Below are 15,356 nucleotides of genomic sequence, written 5' to 3' on the forward strand. Positions count from 1 at the left end.
CCAAGTGAAATACCAAAAAAAGGGAGAGGTTATCCCTCACCCTTTTTTGCGTTACTAATCCACGATGTCTAATCGAACTCGCTGGTTTGGCGATGAAGCGTATAATACAGTCCTTATCGCTCTAGCTGTTCGACCTTGTTTTCCTATCACTTTCCCCATATCATCAGGATGAACGGTTAACCGTATGTTAAGGGTTTGACCCTCATTTACTTCATCAACTTGAACGTAGTCAGCGTGGTCTACAAGTGATTTAACAATGTGTTCAACTAACGCTTTCATTTTGTATTCTCCTTTTTATTTTATTTAATAAAAAGAGAAGGCGGTGGCTTCATTCGCTGCAAGTCTAATCTCAGAAAACAATCTAGATTAACTTAACTCTTGCAAGACTCCGCACACCGCTTATAGACTTTTATTTTTATAAAAATCTATCTTACTTTTGGTTTTTTGCGTTGTGAAGCTTTTCCATTAATCCTTCTTTAGAGAAAAGGTTACGAACTGTATCAGAAGGTTTAGCACCTTTTAACATCCAGTCAAGAGCTTTTTCTTCAGAAATTTCAACCTTAGCTGGTTGAGTTAATGGGTTGTACGTTCCAATCTCTTCGATGAAACGTCCATCACGCGGTGCGCGTGAATCTGCTACTACTACACGATAAAATGGGGCTTTCTTTGAACCCATACGCTTTAAACGAATTTTTACTGCCATTCGTGGACACCTCCAAAAATATTCACACAATAGTTTATAATATCATCAATTTTTCTAATTGGCAACTAGAAAAAGCGACTTCCTTTTAAAATGGAAGCTTGAAGCCTCCAAGACCTTTCCCTCTTTTCTTACCTTTTCCAGAGGTCATACCAGTCATTTGTTTCATCATTTTTTTCATGTCTTCAAATTGTTTGAGAAGGCGGTTTACATCTTGAATTGTTGTCCCGCTCCCTTTTGCAATTCGACGACGTCTGCTCGCATTCATTAAACTTGGATCTTTCTTCTCTTGTTTTGTCATGGAGCGAACAATTGCTTCAACTTTATTAATTTGCTTGTCATCGACTTGCAAATCTTTCATGCCTTTTGCTTTATTAAAACCAGGCATCATACCAAGTATTTCATCTAATGGACCCATATTTCGAACTTGATCAAGCTGCTCTAAGAAATCATCAAATGTAAAATCCATCGTTCGCATTTTTTTCTCAAGCTCTCGAGCCTTCTCTTCATCGACATTAGATTGTGCTTTTTCAATTAACGAAAGCACATCTCCCATACCTAGTATTCTCGAAGCCATGCGATCAGGGTGAAACGGTTCGAGTTGATCGATTTTTTCCCCCATACCAGCGAATTTAATTGGTGTATTCGTAACCGCTTTGACCGATAACGCAGCACCACCACGTGTATCGCCATCTAGTTTCGTTAATACAACTCCTGTAACATCAAGTTGTTCATTGAAACTCTCAGCTACATTTACAGCATCTTGTCCAGTCATTGCATCAACTACAAGTAGAATTTCATCAGGTTTAGCGATGTCTTTAACTCCTTGTAATTCAGCCATCAATGTTTCATCGATATGCAAGCGACCTGCTGTATCTATTAAAACATAATCATGATGATCTTCTTTCGCTTTTGCAATTGCTTGCTTTGCAATTTCAATGGGACTAACTTGATCACCCAGTGAAAAAACAGGCATATTCAATTGCTTACCTAACGTTTCTAACTGCTTAATCGCAGCTGGACGATAGATATCAGCTGCTACTAAAAGTGGATTGCGATTATGTTTCTTTCTAAGATGATTCGCAAGTTTTGCTGTTGTTGTTGTTTTACCGGCACCTTGCAACCCTACCATCATGACTACAGTAGGCGCTTTAGGTGCAACAGCAATCTTACTTTGCTCCCCACCCATTAAAGAAGTTAACTCTTCATTTACTACTTTAATAACTTGTTGCCCGGGTGTTAAGCTTTTCATTACTTCTTGGCCAAGCGCTTTCTCTTTCACATCTGCAATAAATTTCTTAACAACTTTAAAGTTCACATCCGCCTCAAGCAGAGCAAGTCGAACTTCACGCATCATATCCTTTACGTCTTGTTCACTTACCTTCCCTTTACCACGGATTTTCGTTAACGTTTCTTGCAGTCGCTCCGCTAAACCTTCAAAAGCCATGTTGTCGCCTCCTAGTCCAATTTCTCAAGAGAGTCAAGCAGTGACATGATCTCTTCAGGAGTCGCGTTATTTTCCATTGCTACTTTCATCTGAGCAACAAGTTCTGCCCGCTTTTCAAATTTTAAGAGGAGCTTTAACTTGTCTTCGTAGTCTTCAAGCATCGCTTCAGTCCGCTTTATATTGTCATATACAGCTTGACGACTAACTTCAAATTCTTCAGCAATTTCACCTAACGAGAAATCATCCAAGTAATATAAAGACATATACTTACGCTGTTTCTGTGTTAGCAATGACTGGTAGAAATCGAATAAGTAATTCATCCTAAGCGTCTTATCTAACACACAACCAACTCCTTGTTAAGTGATTTCCCTTTACGAGATATCATGTTACAACATCAACGATTAAGTGTCAAGTTTTTTTCTTAACATCTCAAGATTCTTCTTCTACTTCTGCCTCAACTAGCTCACGAAACAGCCCATAAACAAACTGTTCTGCCTCAAATTCCTGTAAATCGTCAATTTTTTCTCCTAGTCCAACGAATTTCACTGGAATATCTAGTTCATGCCGGATCGCAAGGACAATTCCTCCTTTTGCCGTCCCATCTAACTTTGTTAAAACGATTCCAGAAACGTCCGTTGACTGACCAAATGTTTTTGCTTGAGACATTGCATTTTGTCCTGTAGTTGCATCAAGTACCAATAATACTTCATGCGGTGCTCCTGGAACTTCTCTCTCAATGACTCGTTTTACTTTCTCAAGCTCTTTCATTAAATTAACTTTGTTTTGTAAGCGTCCTGCCGTATCGCATAACAATACATCAATATTACGCGACTTAGCCGCCTGTAACGCATCATACATTACTGCCGCTGGATCCGAGCCTTCTTGTTGCTTAATTACATCAACTCCAACTCTCTCTCCCCAAACTTCAAGCTGTTCAATTGCACCTGCTCTAAATGTATCACCAGCTGCCAACATGACTGATTTCCCTTGCCCTTTTAGATAATGAGCAAGTTTTCCAATAGATGTCGTTTTACCAACTCCATTTACACCTACAACTAAAACGACAGTCATTCCATTTTCTTGTATATTTAGACGTTTATCGTCGCCTTCTTTTTCAAGTAGTTCAGCCAATTTCTCAGAAATAACTGGCTGAATCTCTTTCGTGTCTTTAATATTACGAAGGCGCACTTCATCTTTAAGGTCATCAATTAATTCCATTACTGTTGTTACACCCACATCAGAACTTATTAATAGTTCTTCTAGCTCTTCAAAAAAGTCTTCGTCAACTTTTCGGTATTTATAAACGAGTTCATTCATTTTCCCGACGAAAGAATCTCTCGTTTTTTCTAGACCCGTTTTAAATTTATCCGTTACGTCTGTCGTTTGATTTGTTATTTTTTCTTTTAACTTCTTAAAAAAGCTCATAAAATCACCTAACTTTCTATAAATTTAACGATTGTTAATTATGTTGTCTGTATTGGTACATTGTAAGGGCACTAACGCCTTTGAACAGGCTCTAAAATATCATTGGTTTCTTCCAACCTAACAGAGACGAGTCTAGAGACACCAGATTCTTGCATCGTTACCCCGTAAAGGACATCAGCCTCTTCCATCGTTCCTTTCCGGTGAGTAATCACTATAAACTGAGTTGCTTCACTGAACTCTTTTAAGAAGTGTGCAAATCGACTGACGTTCGCTTCATCAAGAGCAGCCTCTACTTCATCAAGTACACAAAACGGCACTGGACGTACTTTTAATATAGCAAAGAGTAAAGCAATTGCCGTAAGCGAACGTTCGCCCCCTGATAAAAGACCTAGATTTTGCATTTTCTTCCCCGGCGGTCTGGCAATAATTTCAACCCCCGTTAATAGTAAATTATCAGGATCGGTTAAAATAAGATCTGCTTGTCCTCCCCCAAATAATTGACTGAAAACCTTTTGAAAATGAGTTCGAATTTGAACATATGTTTCATAGAAACGCTTAGTCATTTCTTGATCCATCTCAGAGATTAAATCATGCAACGTCGTTTTAGCTGCTTGTAAATCACTCTGTTGTTCTGACAGAAAATCGAACCTCTCTTTCACACGCTCATATTCTTCAATTGCCCCTAAATTCACTGTGCCCAGCTCTTCAATTGCTAACCGGACCAATTTGACCTTAGTTCTAGCCTCTTCAGGGTCCATTGTAAGCTTGTGATGTTCCTTTGCTGCTTGGAAAGATAGTTCATATTCTTCTTGTAGATGAGTAAGGCGATTATCTAGATCTACATCCATTCGATTCACATTCACTTCAATTTTACGGCACTCTTCAGCTAAATACTGCAATTCCCCTTGCTGCTTCTTCAGTTTATGCTCAAGCTCAGCATAAGCTAGCTCAACCTGCTCTCTCTCTTCTTTCATCTTTGTAATTTCTGTAGCAAGTGCAGCTTTTTGGGAACGGGTATGAATAATCCTTTCGTCTAAACTTGATTCACCATTCGAACGGTCAGACATTTCCCCCATCAATAACTCAAAATGATCATTTAATTCAATTAGTTCTTCTTCTAACTGTTGCTTAGTGGACGTTAACCGTTTCACTTGTCCTTCGAGTGCGAGGAAGCGTTCTTTAGCTGCTGCTAGATCGATTTTCTCACTTATTAGCTCTTCTTGCACCTTCTCTCTTGAAGTGCGTTGTTCTTTTCGTTGCTGTTCCAACTGTTGTACGAGCTGCTCTAAGTGAGTAGAGCTTTCTACGACAATTTTATATTTTTCATCTAATTGATTCAAACGCTCTTGGATCCGCTTAATTTCATCAGCATATCCTAATTTATCTCGGTCAAACCTTACAAAAGAGTCATCGGACCTTTCAAGCTCGCGTTCAAGGTCACGGACACTCGCCTTAGCTTCTTGAACAGAAGAACGCATTTCTTCCCCTTTTCTTCTAAGTTCTTCTATCTGATCTTCTACTAAAGAACGTTTCTCCTTTAATTCCTTCACATCTTCTTCAAGCTGCTTTGTTACTGTTGACAACTTACTCAATTTCTCTTTAAGTTCATCTAACTCACGCTTACGGCCTAGAAGTGGTGTCTGCTTCTGTTTAACGGAACCTCCTGTCATTGATCCACCTGGATTAACAACATCTCCATCAAGAGTCACAATTCGAAAACGATGTCCTACCAACCTTGCTAATTCATTTGCCCCTTGAAGTGAAGAGGCAATCACAACATTTCCAAGAAGGTTCGAGATTACATTTTCATACTTGTTGTCAAAAGTTAAAAGCGTAGAGGCAATTCCAACATAATCATTATGCTGCTTCATCTGTTCCATTTGAAAATGCGGTATTGATTTAGGCTTCATTACAGGGAGTGGAAGAAATGTAGCACGCCCAATTTTATTTTGCTTCAAATATTGGATCGCTTTTCGAGCGTCGCCTTCTGATTGCGTTACAATGTGCTGAGACGCTCCACCTAGCGCTATCTCAAAAGCAACTTCATACTCTTTTGGTACTTGAATCAATTCTGCTACTGCTCCAATTACACCTGTTAACTTTCCTTCTCTTGCTTTAAGAATTTCTTTAACTCCATGGAAAAAGCCTGAGAAGTCCGCCTGCATTTCATCAAGTACATCGACTCTTGATTGTATACGTTGTGTCATCTGATAGGATTCATACAGCTGTGATTCTTTTTTATGATAGCGTTCTTTCAATTGATCAAATTTCTTCGAACAATCTCGATACTCGTCACTAACCTGATATAATTGCCCTTCCTTTTCTGCTAAATTCTTTCGCGCTCGCTCTAATTGATTTACTAACTCTTGTCTATCCTCTAGCAAATCCTTATTTTCTGTAAGAAGTCTATTTTGTTTCACTTCTTGTTGACGCAGTTGTTCTTCTAAATAGCGACGCTCATTACGAATACTTGCTTGCTCATTTAAACCTTCAATATAGTCAGATTTAAGCTGATCAATCTCCTCTTCGATATCTGTGTCTGACCGATCAATTATTTGCTGTTTTTTAGATACCGTATTTTCAAGCTCTTTTAGCTTTTCTTTCGCTTTTCGCCATTTGTTTTGTTCTTCATTCCACTCTTTGTCAACAGTCTCTAATTGAAACGACTTATCTTTGATCGATCGTTCGAGCTGATCTTTGTTATGAGTAGCATTTTTTCTTCGTTCTTTTAGAACTTCACGTTTACCTTCATTCTTTTCTAACTCTTCACTAACTTGTAACAATTCTTCTTGCAGTTGGGTAAACTTAGCAGATAATTCACTCGTTCTAGTTCGCAATGACACTCTCAGTTGTTCCATTTCATCTAGTGCTTGCTGCCTTTTTTCATATGAACCCATTAAAGATTGAAGTTTTGCTTTTTGAGTTGTCCAAGTATGATGTAATTCGTCAATTTCGAATACGAGTAACGCAATCTCTACTTCTTTTAACTCTTCTCGTTTATGTAAATAATCTTTAGCAATAGATGCTTGGATTTCTAACGGTTCAACCTGACCCTCAAGCTCATGTAGGATATCTTCAACCCTTAAGAGGTTTTCCTGTGTTTCGACCAGTCGTTTCTCTGCTTGGATTTTCCGGTTTTTATATTTTAATACACCCGCCGCTTCTTCAAAAATCACACGTCGATCTTCTGCCTTGTTGCTTAAAATTTCTTCGACCTTACCTTGACCGATAATTGAATACGCTTCTCTACCTAAACCTGAATCTAAAAACAAATCGACGATGTCTTTCAACCGACAAGGCTGCTTATTGATCATATATTCGCTTTCGCCAGAGCGATATACCCTTCTTGTTACACTGACTTCACTATAGTCAATCGATAGATGCTGATCCTCATTATCCAAAATCAAACTAACTTCCGCAAAATTTAGCGGTTTTCGATTTTCACTACCCGCAAAAATAATATCCTCCATTTTTGCGCCTCGTAATGATTTCGCTGATTGTTCACCTAGAACCCAACGAATACTATCTGATATATTACTTTTTCCACTTCCGTTTGGTCCAACTACTGCTGTAACTCCTGGAACAAAATCAATATTGATTTGTTCAGCAAAAGACTTGAACCCCACGACTTCTAGTCGCTTGAGGAACATTTTCCTTCCCCCTAACATTATTAACAACTAATCTATTTTACCATATGACACTCTCTAATTACAGACAGTGAGGACAAATGAACAACACTGTGATACGATAATAATATTAATGAAATAGGAGTGAATTTGATGAATCTTGAAGCAAATACACGTGACAATATTGAGTACATGATAGAAGCCATTAAATCAAAACTGCAAATCGTTAATGCTTCCGCACTTAATTCGAAAAACTTCGATACCGATCAATATGAGGATTTACGTGATATTTATGAAATGATTGAGCGCAAATCATCGTTCTCAGTAAGTGAACTTGATGCGATCGTTACCGAATTAGGAAAACTCAGAAAGTAATCATTCAACACAAAAGAAATGTCCTCAAAAAACGGAGGACATTTCTTTTTTTACTCATATATTAGTTACACTACACGGTTAAAAATAGTCAATATTGTTATTTTAATTTTTCCTGTTCACTCAATTTCATTAACGCTTGCTGAGCTGCATGCTGCTCAGCTTCCTTCTTCGAACGTCCTGTTCCAATCCCAAGTGCAGATTCATTTAATTGAACTTCAGAGACGAATTCTCTATTATGAGCAGGGCCACGTTCTTGTACAATGATGTATTGAATCTGTCCAAGGTTATCTCGTTGTATATATTCTTGAAGCTGACTTTTAAAATCCATCATATGTGAAAAAGCACCTTCATTTATTTTCGGATAGATTGTATCGTTCAAAAACGAAAATACAGCTTCAAGGCCTTGGTCAAGATAGAGAGCTCCGATAAATGCTTCAAAAACATCGGCAAGCAAAGCTGGCCTAGCACGTCCCCCTGTCATTTCCTCCCCTTTACCAAGTAAAACGATATTACCAAAACTAAGTTCTTCTGCAAATTGCGCTAACGATGGCTCACATACGATCGAAGCCCGAAGTTTCGTCATATCACCTTCACTCATCGCTTTGAATTTTTTAAACAAGAATTGAGAGATAGCTAATTCCAGTACTGCATCTCCCAGAAACTCTAATCGTTCATTATCTTGAAACGAATAAATCCGATGTTCATTGACATACGATGAGTGAGTAAATGCTTGCACTAGAAGTTTTTTATTTTCAAAAGGTAAACCTATTTGTTCCATTAACTCATTAAATTTTTTCTTTTGTTCTTCAGTAAGGATCATCTTTCTGTTCCCACGACGGCGGTCATTTCCGAAATGGTTTCTAGATTTTCGTTGGTACTTCGAAGATTGTGGCATAATAACCTCCAACATATAAATTAGCAACCATTGTGTAAAAGTTTCTGTTCAAAAAGGTGGATGCATCTTTATCCTTTTATCATCTAGAGCATCCTCTTTTCTAAGCTGACCTTTTTGAACAACCTCTTAAAGCACAATGACGTTTTTAGTAAATTGTTTAAAGGAAGTCCCACATGGAAAAACCATATGGGACTAACTACCTTACTGACGGCTGTTTATGTAATCAACTACATCAGCTACAGTTGAAATTTTCTCTGCCTCTTCATCAGAGATTTCAAGATCGAACTCATCTTCAAGCTCCATCACAAGCTCAACCACATCTAATGAATCTGCGCCTAAATCATCTTTGAAAGAAGCTTCTGGCTTTACCTCAGCCTCTTCAACACCTAGACGATCTACAACGATTTTTGTAACACGTGATAATGTTTCTGCCATATTCATTCACCTCCTCTCAAGAATAAACCTAACTAGTAACACTAATTTATATTTAACGCTTTTACCTATTCATTATATTTCAAAAAGGACGAAGGCTAGGAGAATTTTACCGGTGAATCCTTCTTCTGTCAAGCTAAATTTCTAGTCTTTATGGCATCACCATTCCGCCGTCTACATGTAACGTTTGGCCAGTCATATATTCAGCATCAGAACTCGCTAGAAAACGTATAACTGTTGCGATATTTTCAGGTTTTCCTAAAGAAGCTAAAGGAATTTGTCCTAATAATTGAGCCTTCATATCATCTCCAAGCTCATCTGTCATATCGGTTGAAATAAAGCCTGGGGCAACAGCATTTACATGAATGTTGCGATTCGCTAGTTCACGAGCCATCGTTTTCGTTAATCCAATAACCCCAGCTTTTGCCGCCACGTAATTAGCTTGTCCCGCATTGCCTAATACCCCTACAACAGATGCTACATTAATAATACGACCATAACGCTGCTTCATCATTTGACGAGTAACAGCTTTTGCACAATTAAAAACACCTTTAAGGTTTGTGTTAATAACGGCATCCCATTCTTCTTCCTTCATTCTCATTAGAAGATTGTCCTTGGTAATCCCTGCATTGTTTACAAGAATATCTACTCTACCAAATGCCTCAATTGTTTCTTTAACCATTGACTGAACTTGGTCGCTACTTGCTACATCTGCTTGAATAGCAATACTGTCAACACCTAAAGCTTTTACTTCAGCCACAACCTGCTCCGCTCTCTCCTGGCTACCTGCATAGTTAATTACGACATTCGCACCGTTACGAGCAAGTTCGATCGCAGTTGCTTTACCAATTCCTCGAGACGCACCCGTAACAATCGCCGTTTGTCCTTGTAACATTATTCGGTCACTCCTTCTACTAATTCCTTTACTTTTAAGACTCCTTCACGGTCACTTACAGCAACTACTTTCGCTCTTCTTTCAACCTTACGAACTAGTCCCGTTAATACGTTACCAGAACCGACTTCAACAAATGTATCAACACCAGCGGCTAACAAAGTTCGAACTGTATCTTCCCATAATACTGGTGAGTACACCTGCTCAATTAAATTCGTACGAATTTGTCTTGCATCTTGAACCGCTTCTGCTGAGACATTAGCTATAACCGGAATGGAAGCATTTTCTATTGTTAATTGATCAAGTACCTGTCCTAATTTTTCGGCAGCTGGTTTCATTAAACTTGAGTGAAATGGCCCACTTACTTGGAGAGGAATCACTCTTTTTGCACCTGCTTCCTTCGCCTTTTCTCCTGCTATTGCAACTCCTTGCGCTGAACCTGAAATGACAATTTGACCTGGACAGTTTAAATTGGCCAACTCTACAACTTCGCTTGTTTCAGTCACGTTGGCACATATTTCTGCTAACGTTTCTCGATCTAGACCAAGAACTGCTGACATAGCACCTTCTCCATAAGGAACAGCCTCTTCCATAAATAGACCACGATTCCTCACTGCATATACAGCATCTTCAAAGGTCATTGCATTCGCGGCTACTAGGGCACTATATTCTCCTAAGCTATGTCCAGCAACATAATCTGGATGTATGCCTTCTTCTTTTAAGAGTTCTAATACAGCCGTACTCATCGTCACTAATGCTGGTTGTGTATGTTCAGTTCTTTTTAACGTTTCATCTGGACCATCAAGCATAATTTCAGATAATGAATATTGTAATTTAACATCTGCACGCGCAAATATTTCTTTACACACTTGTTCTTCAGCAATTAAATCCTTTCCCATTCCAACCGATTGTGAACCTTGACCTGGAAATAAAAATGCAATTTTCCCCATTATAGTCCTCCCTATTTTTGTTCTGTTGCCTTCGCTACTTCATTTTTTATAATCGTAACCACCTGTTGTTCGACCATATCACGTGTTTGACGAATCGCATGGAAAACAGCCTCAGAATCAGATGAACCATGAGCCTTAATGACAGGTGCCTTAAGTCCAAACAAACCGGCTCCTCCATATTGTGAATAACTCATTTGATCTTTAATTCCTTTAAAGCTAGATTTCAATACACCAGCAGCCAACTTATTTACAAAAGAACTTGTTAGTTCTTTCTTCAACAAAGAAAATAAAGTTCCTGCTGTTCCTTCAATTGTTTTTAAAACTAAGTTCCCAGAAAACCCATCACAAACAACAACATCAGCAGCACCTGATAATAAATCACGTGCTTCAACATTTCCAATAAAGTGAAAATCACTTGATTCAAACAAAGGAAAAGCATTTTTCGTTAGATCATTTCCTTTTCCACTTTCTGTTCCAACATTCAGCAGACCAATCCGTGGTTTTTTTACACTTTTGACCATTTCCATATAAGTGTTCCCAATAATTCCATATTGCAAAAGGTGCTCTGGTTTAGCATCCATATTAGCTCCAACGTCTAAAAGCAAGAATCCTTTACCATCAAGAGTTGGAAGCATTGGTGATAATGCAGGTCGATCAATTCCATTAATACGTCCAATATGTAAAAGACCAGCTGTCATTAGCGCACCTGTATTCCCAGCCGAAATACAAGCATCAGCTCTACCTTCTTTCACTTCTCGAACAGCGAGCACCATCGATGAATCTTTTTTACGCCGAACAGCAGTAGTTGGTTTATCCGTATCTTCAATTTTTTCGGTTGTATGTAAAATAGTAATCTGTTTATCATTTTTAATATGTTTTTTTATTTCTTCTTCGTTCCCAACTAATGTAATCTTTAGTTCAGGAAAAGCCTGAATAGCCTTTTCGGCCGCTTCCACATGAGCTTTTGGCGCATTGTCGCCCCCCATAGCGTCGATTGAAATATTCATTCGGACTCTCTCCTTTTATTCCCTTTTTCATTCGTACGATACATAACAAATTCGCCTGAAAATACAAGCTCATTCTCTACATAACTCATAACATCTACTGTTGTTCGATCTTTCTCTATTCCAACAACTTTTGCCTTTGCAATCACTCGTTCCCCTGCTTTAACTTGTCTTGTAAATCGAATCGTCGCTTTAGCTGTTAGAGCTAGTTCATCATTAATAATAGCCACCGCTAAGGAGTTCGCTTGAGCAAATAAGTGATGGCCTCTTACAATTCCACTTCTTGTGAAAACATGTTCTTTTCCAACATCTAAAATGGAAATAGCCCGTTCATCAAGCTGCAAATCTACAATTTCACCAATCACTTCATCTATGGAAAGAGCTTTTACATCATCGAGTTGTTGTTTAGCAACACCTTTAATACGCTCTCTTAACTCAGGAATAGCTAGTTCTAAGCGATCAAGCCGTATCGTTTGAATGCTGACAGAAAACTGATCGGCAAGAGCCTCATCTGTCATAAAAGGATTTAACTCTATGGTCTCTTTAAGAAGCTCCTGACGTTCTTTCTTTTTTCGTTTCATAACATCCACCATCCGCTTGTCCTATACACCTGATTATATGACTAGGTACTAAGAGTAGTATATAATTGCTTTGTTACGATTTCAATAGTTAATCAATTTTTTCACCATTTAAGACACCTTGTTCCTCAATATAGTTCCGCAGTGTCTCATATTCTTGACTTTCCCAAAAATCGGTAGATTGAATTAGTTTAACTGCGTCTTGTCTCGCTACTTCAAGCGCCCTATAATCGTGAACAACATCGGCAATCTTAAAGTCTGGCAATCCACTTTGTTTCGCACCAAAGAAATCACCAGGTCCTCTTAGTTCCAAATCTCTTTCTGAAAGCACAAAACCATCATTTGTTTCAGTCATGATTTTCATCCGTTCTTTTCCGACCTCTGATTTGGGATCTGCTAATAAAATACAATAGGATTGCTCTTGACCTCGTCCTACTCTTCCACGTAATTGATGTAGCTGAGCTAACCCAAAACGTTCAGCATCATAAATCACCATAACTGTTGCATTAGGCACATTCACTCCAACTTCTACAACCGTAGTTGATACTAAGATTTGCGTCTCATTTTTACTAAAGGCATCCATTACAGCCTCTTTTTCCGTTGCATGTAAGCGCCCATGCATTAATCCAACTTTCCATTCACCTTTATAATGTTGATTTAGAATCATATGAACATCAATCGCATTTTGCACATCAAGTTTTTCAGACTCTTCTATTAAGGGACAAATGACATATGCTTGACGACCTTTTTGTAATTCTTTATCAATAAAATCTAAAACACGCTCAAGCATATCTGGCTTCGCCCAATATGTTTCTATGACCTTTCTTCCTGCAGGCATTTCATCAATAATGGAAACATCCATATCTCCAAAGGCGGATATCGCTAATGTTCTTGGAATTGGTGTCGCAGTCATAAAGAGGACATCAGGATTTTCACCTTTATCTCGTAGTACTCTCCGTTGCTCCACTCCAAAACGGTGCTGTTCATCTGTAATAACTAAACCAAGGTTGCAAAAACGAACATCCTCCTGAATTAAAGCATGTGTTCCAACAACTAAAGAAAGTTCACCCATTTCTAAAGCGGTAAGTTTCTCTTGTCGTTTCTTCCCTTTCACTGAACCTGACAACAACTCTACAGTTATATCAAGCGGTTCAAAAATGGCTTTTAAAGATTGAACATGTTGTTCAGCCAAAATTTCAGTAGGGACCATCAGAGCTGCTTGATATCCAGCTTTAATAACAGCATACATACAGATTGCGGCAACAATGGTTTTTCCTGAGCCAACATCTCCTTGCAACAATCGGTTCATTCTATAAGGAGACTCCATATCTTTTATAATCTCTGTTACAACACGTCTTTGTGCATTTGTTAAAGGAAATGGTAACTTCTTAATGAATGACTCTATCTCAGCTTCCTGGATGTTCAGTACTCTACCGTTCGTCCTCTCTCTATTCGCCTTTCTAAATGCCTGCATTTTCAATTGGAAGAGCAGAAATTCTTCATAAACCATTCTTCTTCTCGCATGTTTTAACGATTCTGGACTCGGAGGAAAATGCAACCTCGAAAGAGCTTCCTTTTTCGAAGGGAGCTTGTAATTTGTTCTAATTTGGTCTGGAATAAGATCAACAATTCCTTCACGATATTGCGTCAACGCTTGATATATGTACTTACGTAAAGATTTAGTTGTTAATTTACCTGAAACGGAGTAAATAGGTACAATTGTTTGATCCCTTTCTTCTTGTCCCTTTTTTAATTCGCTTCCTGTGATCGTCATTCTATGTTGATCCCATTTTCCCGTAATTGTAAGCTCTGTTCCAACTGTTATTTGACTTTTTAAGAAAGCACGGTTAAAGAATGTTACGGTAACCAAAATTTGATTGACAAGTAAACGAAACGACAATCTGTTTTTCTTCTTTCCAAAATATCGAATGGATGGCTCACTTTGGACTTTCCCTATAACTGTTACTCTTTCCTCATGTTTCACTTCATGTAAATCTTTCACTTTATAATCTTCATAACGATACGGGAAATGCTCAATTAAATCATTCACCGTATAGATTTTAAGTCCTTGTAACTGCTTAGCTGTTTCTTCTCCTATTCCAGAAACAGCTGTTACTGATTGATTCATCATTTCATTCATTTTTATTTAACGACATCCCAAAAATTTTTGCTTCTAGCTCACGTCCAGTCGGTGTCGCAGCTAAGCCTCCTTGAGCAGTTTCTCGCAATGCTTCTGGCATCGTTTGACCTATTTTATACATGGCATCAATAACTTCATCACAAGGGATACGACTTGTGATCCCAGCTAATGCCATATCAGCAGCTACAATGGCAATCGAAGCACCAATAGCATTACGTTTAACACAAGGTACTTCAACAAGCCCCGCTACTGGATCACAGACAAGTCCAAGCATATTCTTTAATGCAATTGCCATCGCTTCAGCAGATTGGCTTGGTGTCCCTCCAGCTAATTGTACTAATGCAGCAGCAGCCATTCCGGTTGCTGATCCTACCTCAGCTTGGCAACCACCCGCAGCGCCTGAAATAGAAGCATTATTTGCCACAACAAATCCGAATGCACCTGCAGTAAACAAATAATCTACCATTTGTTCTTCAGTTGGCTGAAGCTTATTAACCATTCCAAATAATACTCCAGGTACGACACCTGCAGAACCAGCAGTTGGGGTCGCACATATCGTTCCCATAGCTGCATTAACTTCATTTGTAGCAACCGCTTTACTAACAGCATCCAATACTGTTTCACTAGATAGAAATTGACCTTTTTTCATATATTCTTGTAAAAGAATGGCATCACCACCGGTTAAACCAGAAACAGATTGTACTCGCTCTGAAATCCCACGCTCGACCGCTTCTTTCATGACTTTCAAATTATTTTTCATCTGTTTTATAATAAGTTCACGCGGGCGCCCAGTAACCTCAACTTCTTGTTCAATCATTACATTTGCAATTGTTTTACTTTCAGATTCAGCAAGTTCAATTAGTTCCGCTACGTTCCTAAACATGCTTACCAC

Annotated in this window: 15 protein-coding genes; 1 reads left to right on the forward strand and 14 read right to left on the reverse strand. The window is 38.5% G+C overall.

Annotated elements, in window-relative coordinates; genetic code table 11:
* Window positions 1-54 precede the first annotated feature (54 nt).
* From BkAM31D_RS13625 to smc, 6 genes are all read right to left on the reverse strand, one after another.
* Window positions 55-279 (reverse strand): KH domain-containing protein, encoded by a 225-nt coding sequence (locus BkAM31D_RS13625; protein ID WP_066150288.1) that lies wholly within the window; start codon window positions 277-279, stop codon window positions 55-57.
* Between the two features lie 151 nt (window positions 280-430).
* Window positions 431-703: a 30S ribosomal protein S16 gene (rpsP, locus tag BkAM31D_RS13630; RefSeq protein ID WP_066150291.1), complete on the reverse strand. Its 273-nt coding sequence runs from the start codon at window positions 701-703 to the stop codon at window positions 431-433.
* Window positions 704-788: 85 nt separating this feature from the next.
* The gene (gene ffh, locus BkAM31D_RS13635) at window positions 789-2,147 is read right to left on the reverse strand and encodes a signal recognition particle protein (protein ID WP_066150294.1); all 1,359 of its coding nucleotides are present in this window, start codon (window positions 2,145-2,147) and stop codon (window positions 789-791) included.
* A gap of 11 nt (window positions 2,148-2,158) precedes the next feature.
* Window positions 2,159-2,467, reverse strand: a complete 309-nt coding sequence (locus BkAM31D_RS13640; protein ID WP_371807205.1) for a putative DNA-binding protein — start codon at window positions 2,465-2,467, stop codon at window positions 2,159-2,161.
* Window positions 2,468-2,576: 109 nt separating this feature from the next.
* Window positions 2,577-3,572 carry a signal recognition particle-docking protein FtsY gene (gene ftsY, locus BkAM31D_RS13645; RefSeq protein ID WP_066150300.1) on the reverse strand — a complete coding sequence of 332 codons (996 nt, stop codon included), beginning with the start codon at window positions 3,570-3,572 and terminating at the stop codon, window positions 2,577-2,579.
* A 71-nt stretch (window positions 3,573-3,643) separates the two neighbouring features.
* Entirely contained in the window at window positions 3,644-7,222 is a 3,579-nt protein-coding gene (smc, locus tag BkAM31D_RS13650) for a chromosome segregation protein SMC (protein ID WP_066150302.1), read from the reverse strand.
* A gap of 129 nt (window positions 7,223-7,351) precedes the next feature.
* Between smc and BkAM31D_RS13655 the strand changes: the two genes are divergently transcribed.
* Complete coding sequence (locus tag BkAM31D_RS13655) at window positions 7,352-7,573, forward strand: DUF1128 domain-containing protein (RefSeq protein WP_066150304.1); 222 nt, start codon at window positions 7,352-7,354, stop codon at window positions 7,571-7,573.
* Between the two features lie 97 nt (window positions 7,574-7,670).
* Here the strand turns inward: BkAM31D_RS13655 and rnc are convergent, their stop codons facing one another.
* The 8 genes from rnc to sdaAA all read right to left on the reverse strand — a co-directional run bounded on the left by rnc (window position 7,671) and on the right by sdaAA (window position 15,347).
* Complete coding sequence (rnc, locus tag BkAM31D_RS13660) at window positions 7,671-8,468, reverse strand: ribonuclease III (protein WP_084371986.1); 798 nt, start codon at window positions 8,466-8,468, stop codon at window positions 7,671-7,673.
* A gap of 201 nt (window positions 8,469-8,669) precedes the next feature.
* A complete protein-coding gene (acpP, locus tag BkAM31D_RS13665) occupies window positions 8,670-8,903 on the reverse strand; it encodes an acyl carrier protein (RefSeq protein ID WP_066150308.1) in 234 nt (77 codons plus the stop codon).
* A gap of 148 nt (window positions 8,904-9,051) precedes the next feature.
* The gene (gene fabG / locus BkAM31D_RS13670) at window positions 9,052-9,795 is read right to left on the reverse strand and encodes a 3-oxoacyl-[acyl-carrier-protein] reductase (protein ID WP_066150311.1); all 744 of its coding nucleotides are present in this window, start codon (window positions 9,793-9,795) and stop codon (window positions 9,052-9,054) included.
* Window positions 9,795-10,742 carry an ACP S-malonyltransferase gene (gene fabD, locus BkAM31D_RS13675; protein WP_066150314.1) on the reverse strand — a complete coding sequence of 316 codons (948 nt, stop codon included), beginning with the start codon at window positions 10,740-10,742 and terminating at the stop codon, window positions 9,795-9,797. Before fabD ends, fabG begins: the two co-directional genes overlap by 1 nt.
* Window positions 10,743-10,753: 11 nt before the next feature.
* Window positions 10,754-11,749, reverse strand: coding sequence for a phosphate acyltransferase PlsX (gene plsX, locus BkAM31D_RS13680; RefSeq protein WP_066150317.1), 996 nt, complete (start codon window positions 11,747-11,749; stop codon window positions 10,754-10,756).
* The gene (gene fapR / locus BkAM31D_RS13685; RefSeq protein WP_066150319.1) at window positions 11,746-12,327 is read right to left on the reverse strand and encodes a transcription factor FapR; all 582 of its coding nucleotides are present in this window, start codon (window positions 12,325-12,327) and stop codon (window positions 11,746-11,748) included. Before fapR ends, plsX begins: the two co-directional genes overlap by 4 nt.
* Window positions 12,328-12,415: 88 nt before the next feature.
* Window positions 12,416-14,464 (reverse strand): ATP-dependent DNA helicase RecG, encoded by a 2,049-nt coding sequence (gene recG, locus BkAM31D_RS13690; protein ID WP_066150322.1) that lies wholly within the window; start codon window positions 14,462-14,464, stop codon window positions 12,416-12,418.
* Complete coding sequence (gene sdaAA, locus BkAM31D_RS13695; RefSeq protein WP_066150325.1) at window positions 14,457-15,347, reverse strand: L-serine ammonia-lyase, iron-sulfur-dependent, subunit alpha; 891 nt, start codon at window positions 15,345-15,347, stop codon at window positions 14,457-14,459. Before sdaAA ends, recG begins: the two co-directional genes overlap by 8 nt.
* Window positions 15,348-15,356 lie beyond the last annotated feature (9 nt).

Source organism: Halalkalibacter krulwichiae, from assembly GCF_002109385.1.
Lineage (GTDB): Bacteria > Bacillota > Bacilli > Bacillales > Bacillaceae_D > Halalkalibacter > Halalkalibacter krulwichiae.

Excerpts from the sequence above, each read along its gene's own strand:
- BkAM31D_RS13640 (WP_371807205.1), bottom strand. The coding sequence starts at position 2,467 with ATGAATTACTTATTCGATTTCTACCAGTCATTGCTAACACAGAAACAG.
- fabD (WP_066150314.1), bottom strand. The coding sequence starts at position 10,742 with ATGGGGAAAATTGCATTTTTATTTCCAGGTCAAGGTTCACAATCGGTT.
- recG (WP_066150322.1), bottom strand. The coding sequence starts at position 14,464 with ATGAATGAAATGATGAATCAATCAGTAACAGCTGTTTCTGGAATAGGA.
- plsX (WP_066150317.1), bottom strand. The coding sequence starts at position 11,749 with ATGAATATTTCAATCGACGCTATGGGGGGCGACAATGCGCCAAAAGCT.
- sdaAA (WP_066150325.1), bottom strand. The coding sequence starts at position 15,347 with ATGTTTAGGAACGTAGCGGAACTAATTGAACTTGCTGAATCTGAAAGT.
- ftsY (WP_066150300.1), bottom strand. The coding sequence starts at position 3,572 with ATGAGCTTTTTTAAGAAGTTAAAAGAAAAAATAACAAATCAAACGACA.
- rpsP (WP_066150291.1), bottom strand. The coding sequence starts at position 703 with ATGGCAGTAAAAATTCGTTTAAAGCGTATGGGTTCAAAGAAAGCCCCA.
- BkAM31D_RS13655 (WP_066150304.1), top strand. The coding sequence starts at position 7,352 with ATGAATCTTGAAGCAAATACACGTGACAATATTGAGTACATGATAGAA.
- smc (WP_066150302.1), bottom strand. The coding sequence starts at position 7,222 with ATGTTCCTCAAGCGACTAGAAGTCGTGGGGTTCAAGTCTTTTGCTGAA.
- fabG (WP_066150311.1), bottom strand. The coding sequence starts at position 9,795 with ATGTTACAAGGACAAACGGCGATTGTTACGGGTGCGTCTCGAGGAATT.
- ffh (WP_066150294.1), bottom strand. The coding sequence starts at position 2,147 with ATGGCTTTTGAAGGTTTAGCGGAGCGACTGCAAGAAACGTTAACGAAA.
- fapR (WP_066150319.1), bottom strand. The coding sequence starts at position 12,327 with ATGAAACGAAAAAAGAAAGAACGTCAGGAGCTTCTTAAAGAGACCATA.
- rnc (WP_084371986.1), bottom strand. The coding sequence starts at position 8,468 with ATGCCACAATCTTCGAAGTACCAACGAAAATCTAGAAACCATTTCGGA.
- acpP (WP_066150308.1), bottom strand. The coding sequence starts at position 8,903 with ATGGCAGAAACATTATCACGTGTTACAAAAATCGTTGTAGATCGTCTA.
- BkAM31D_RS13625 (WP_066150288.1), bottom strand. The coding sequence starts at position 279 with ATGAAAGCGTTAGTTGAACACATTGTTAAATCACTTGTAGACCACGCT.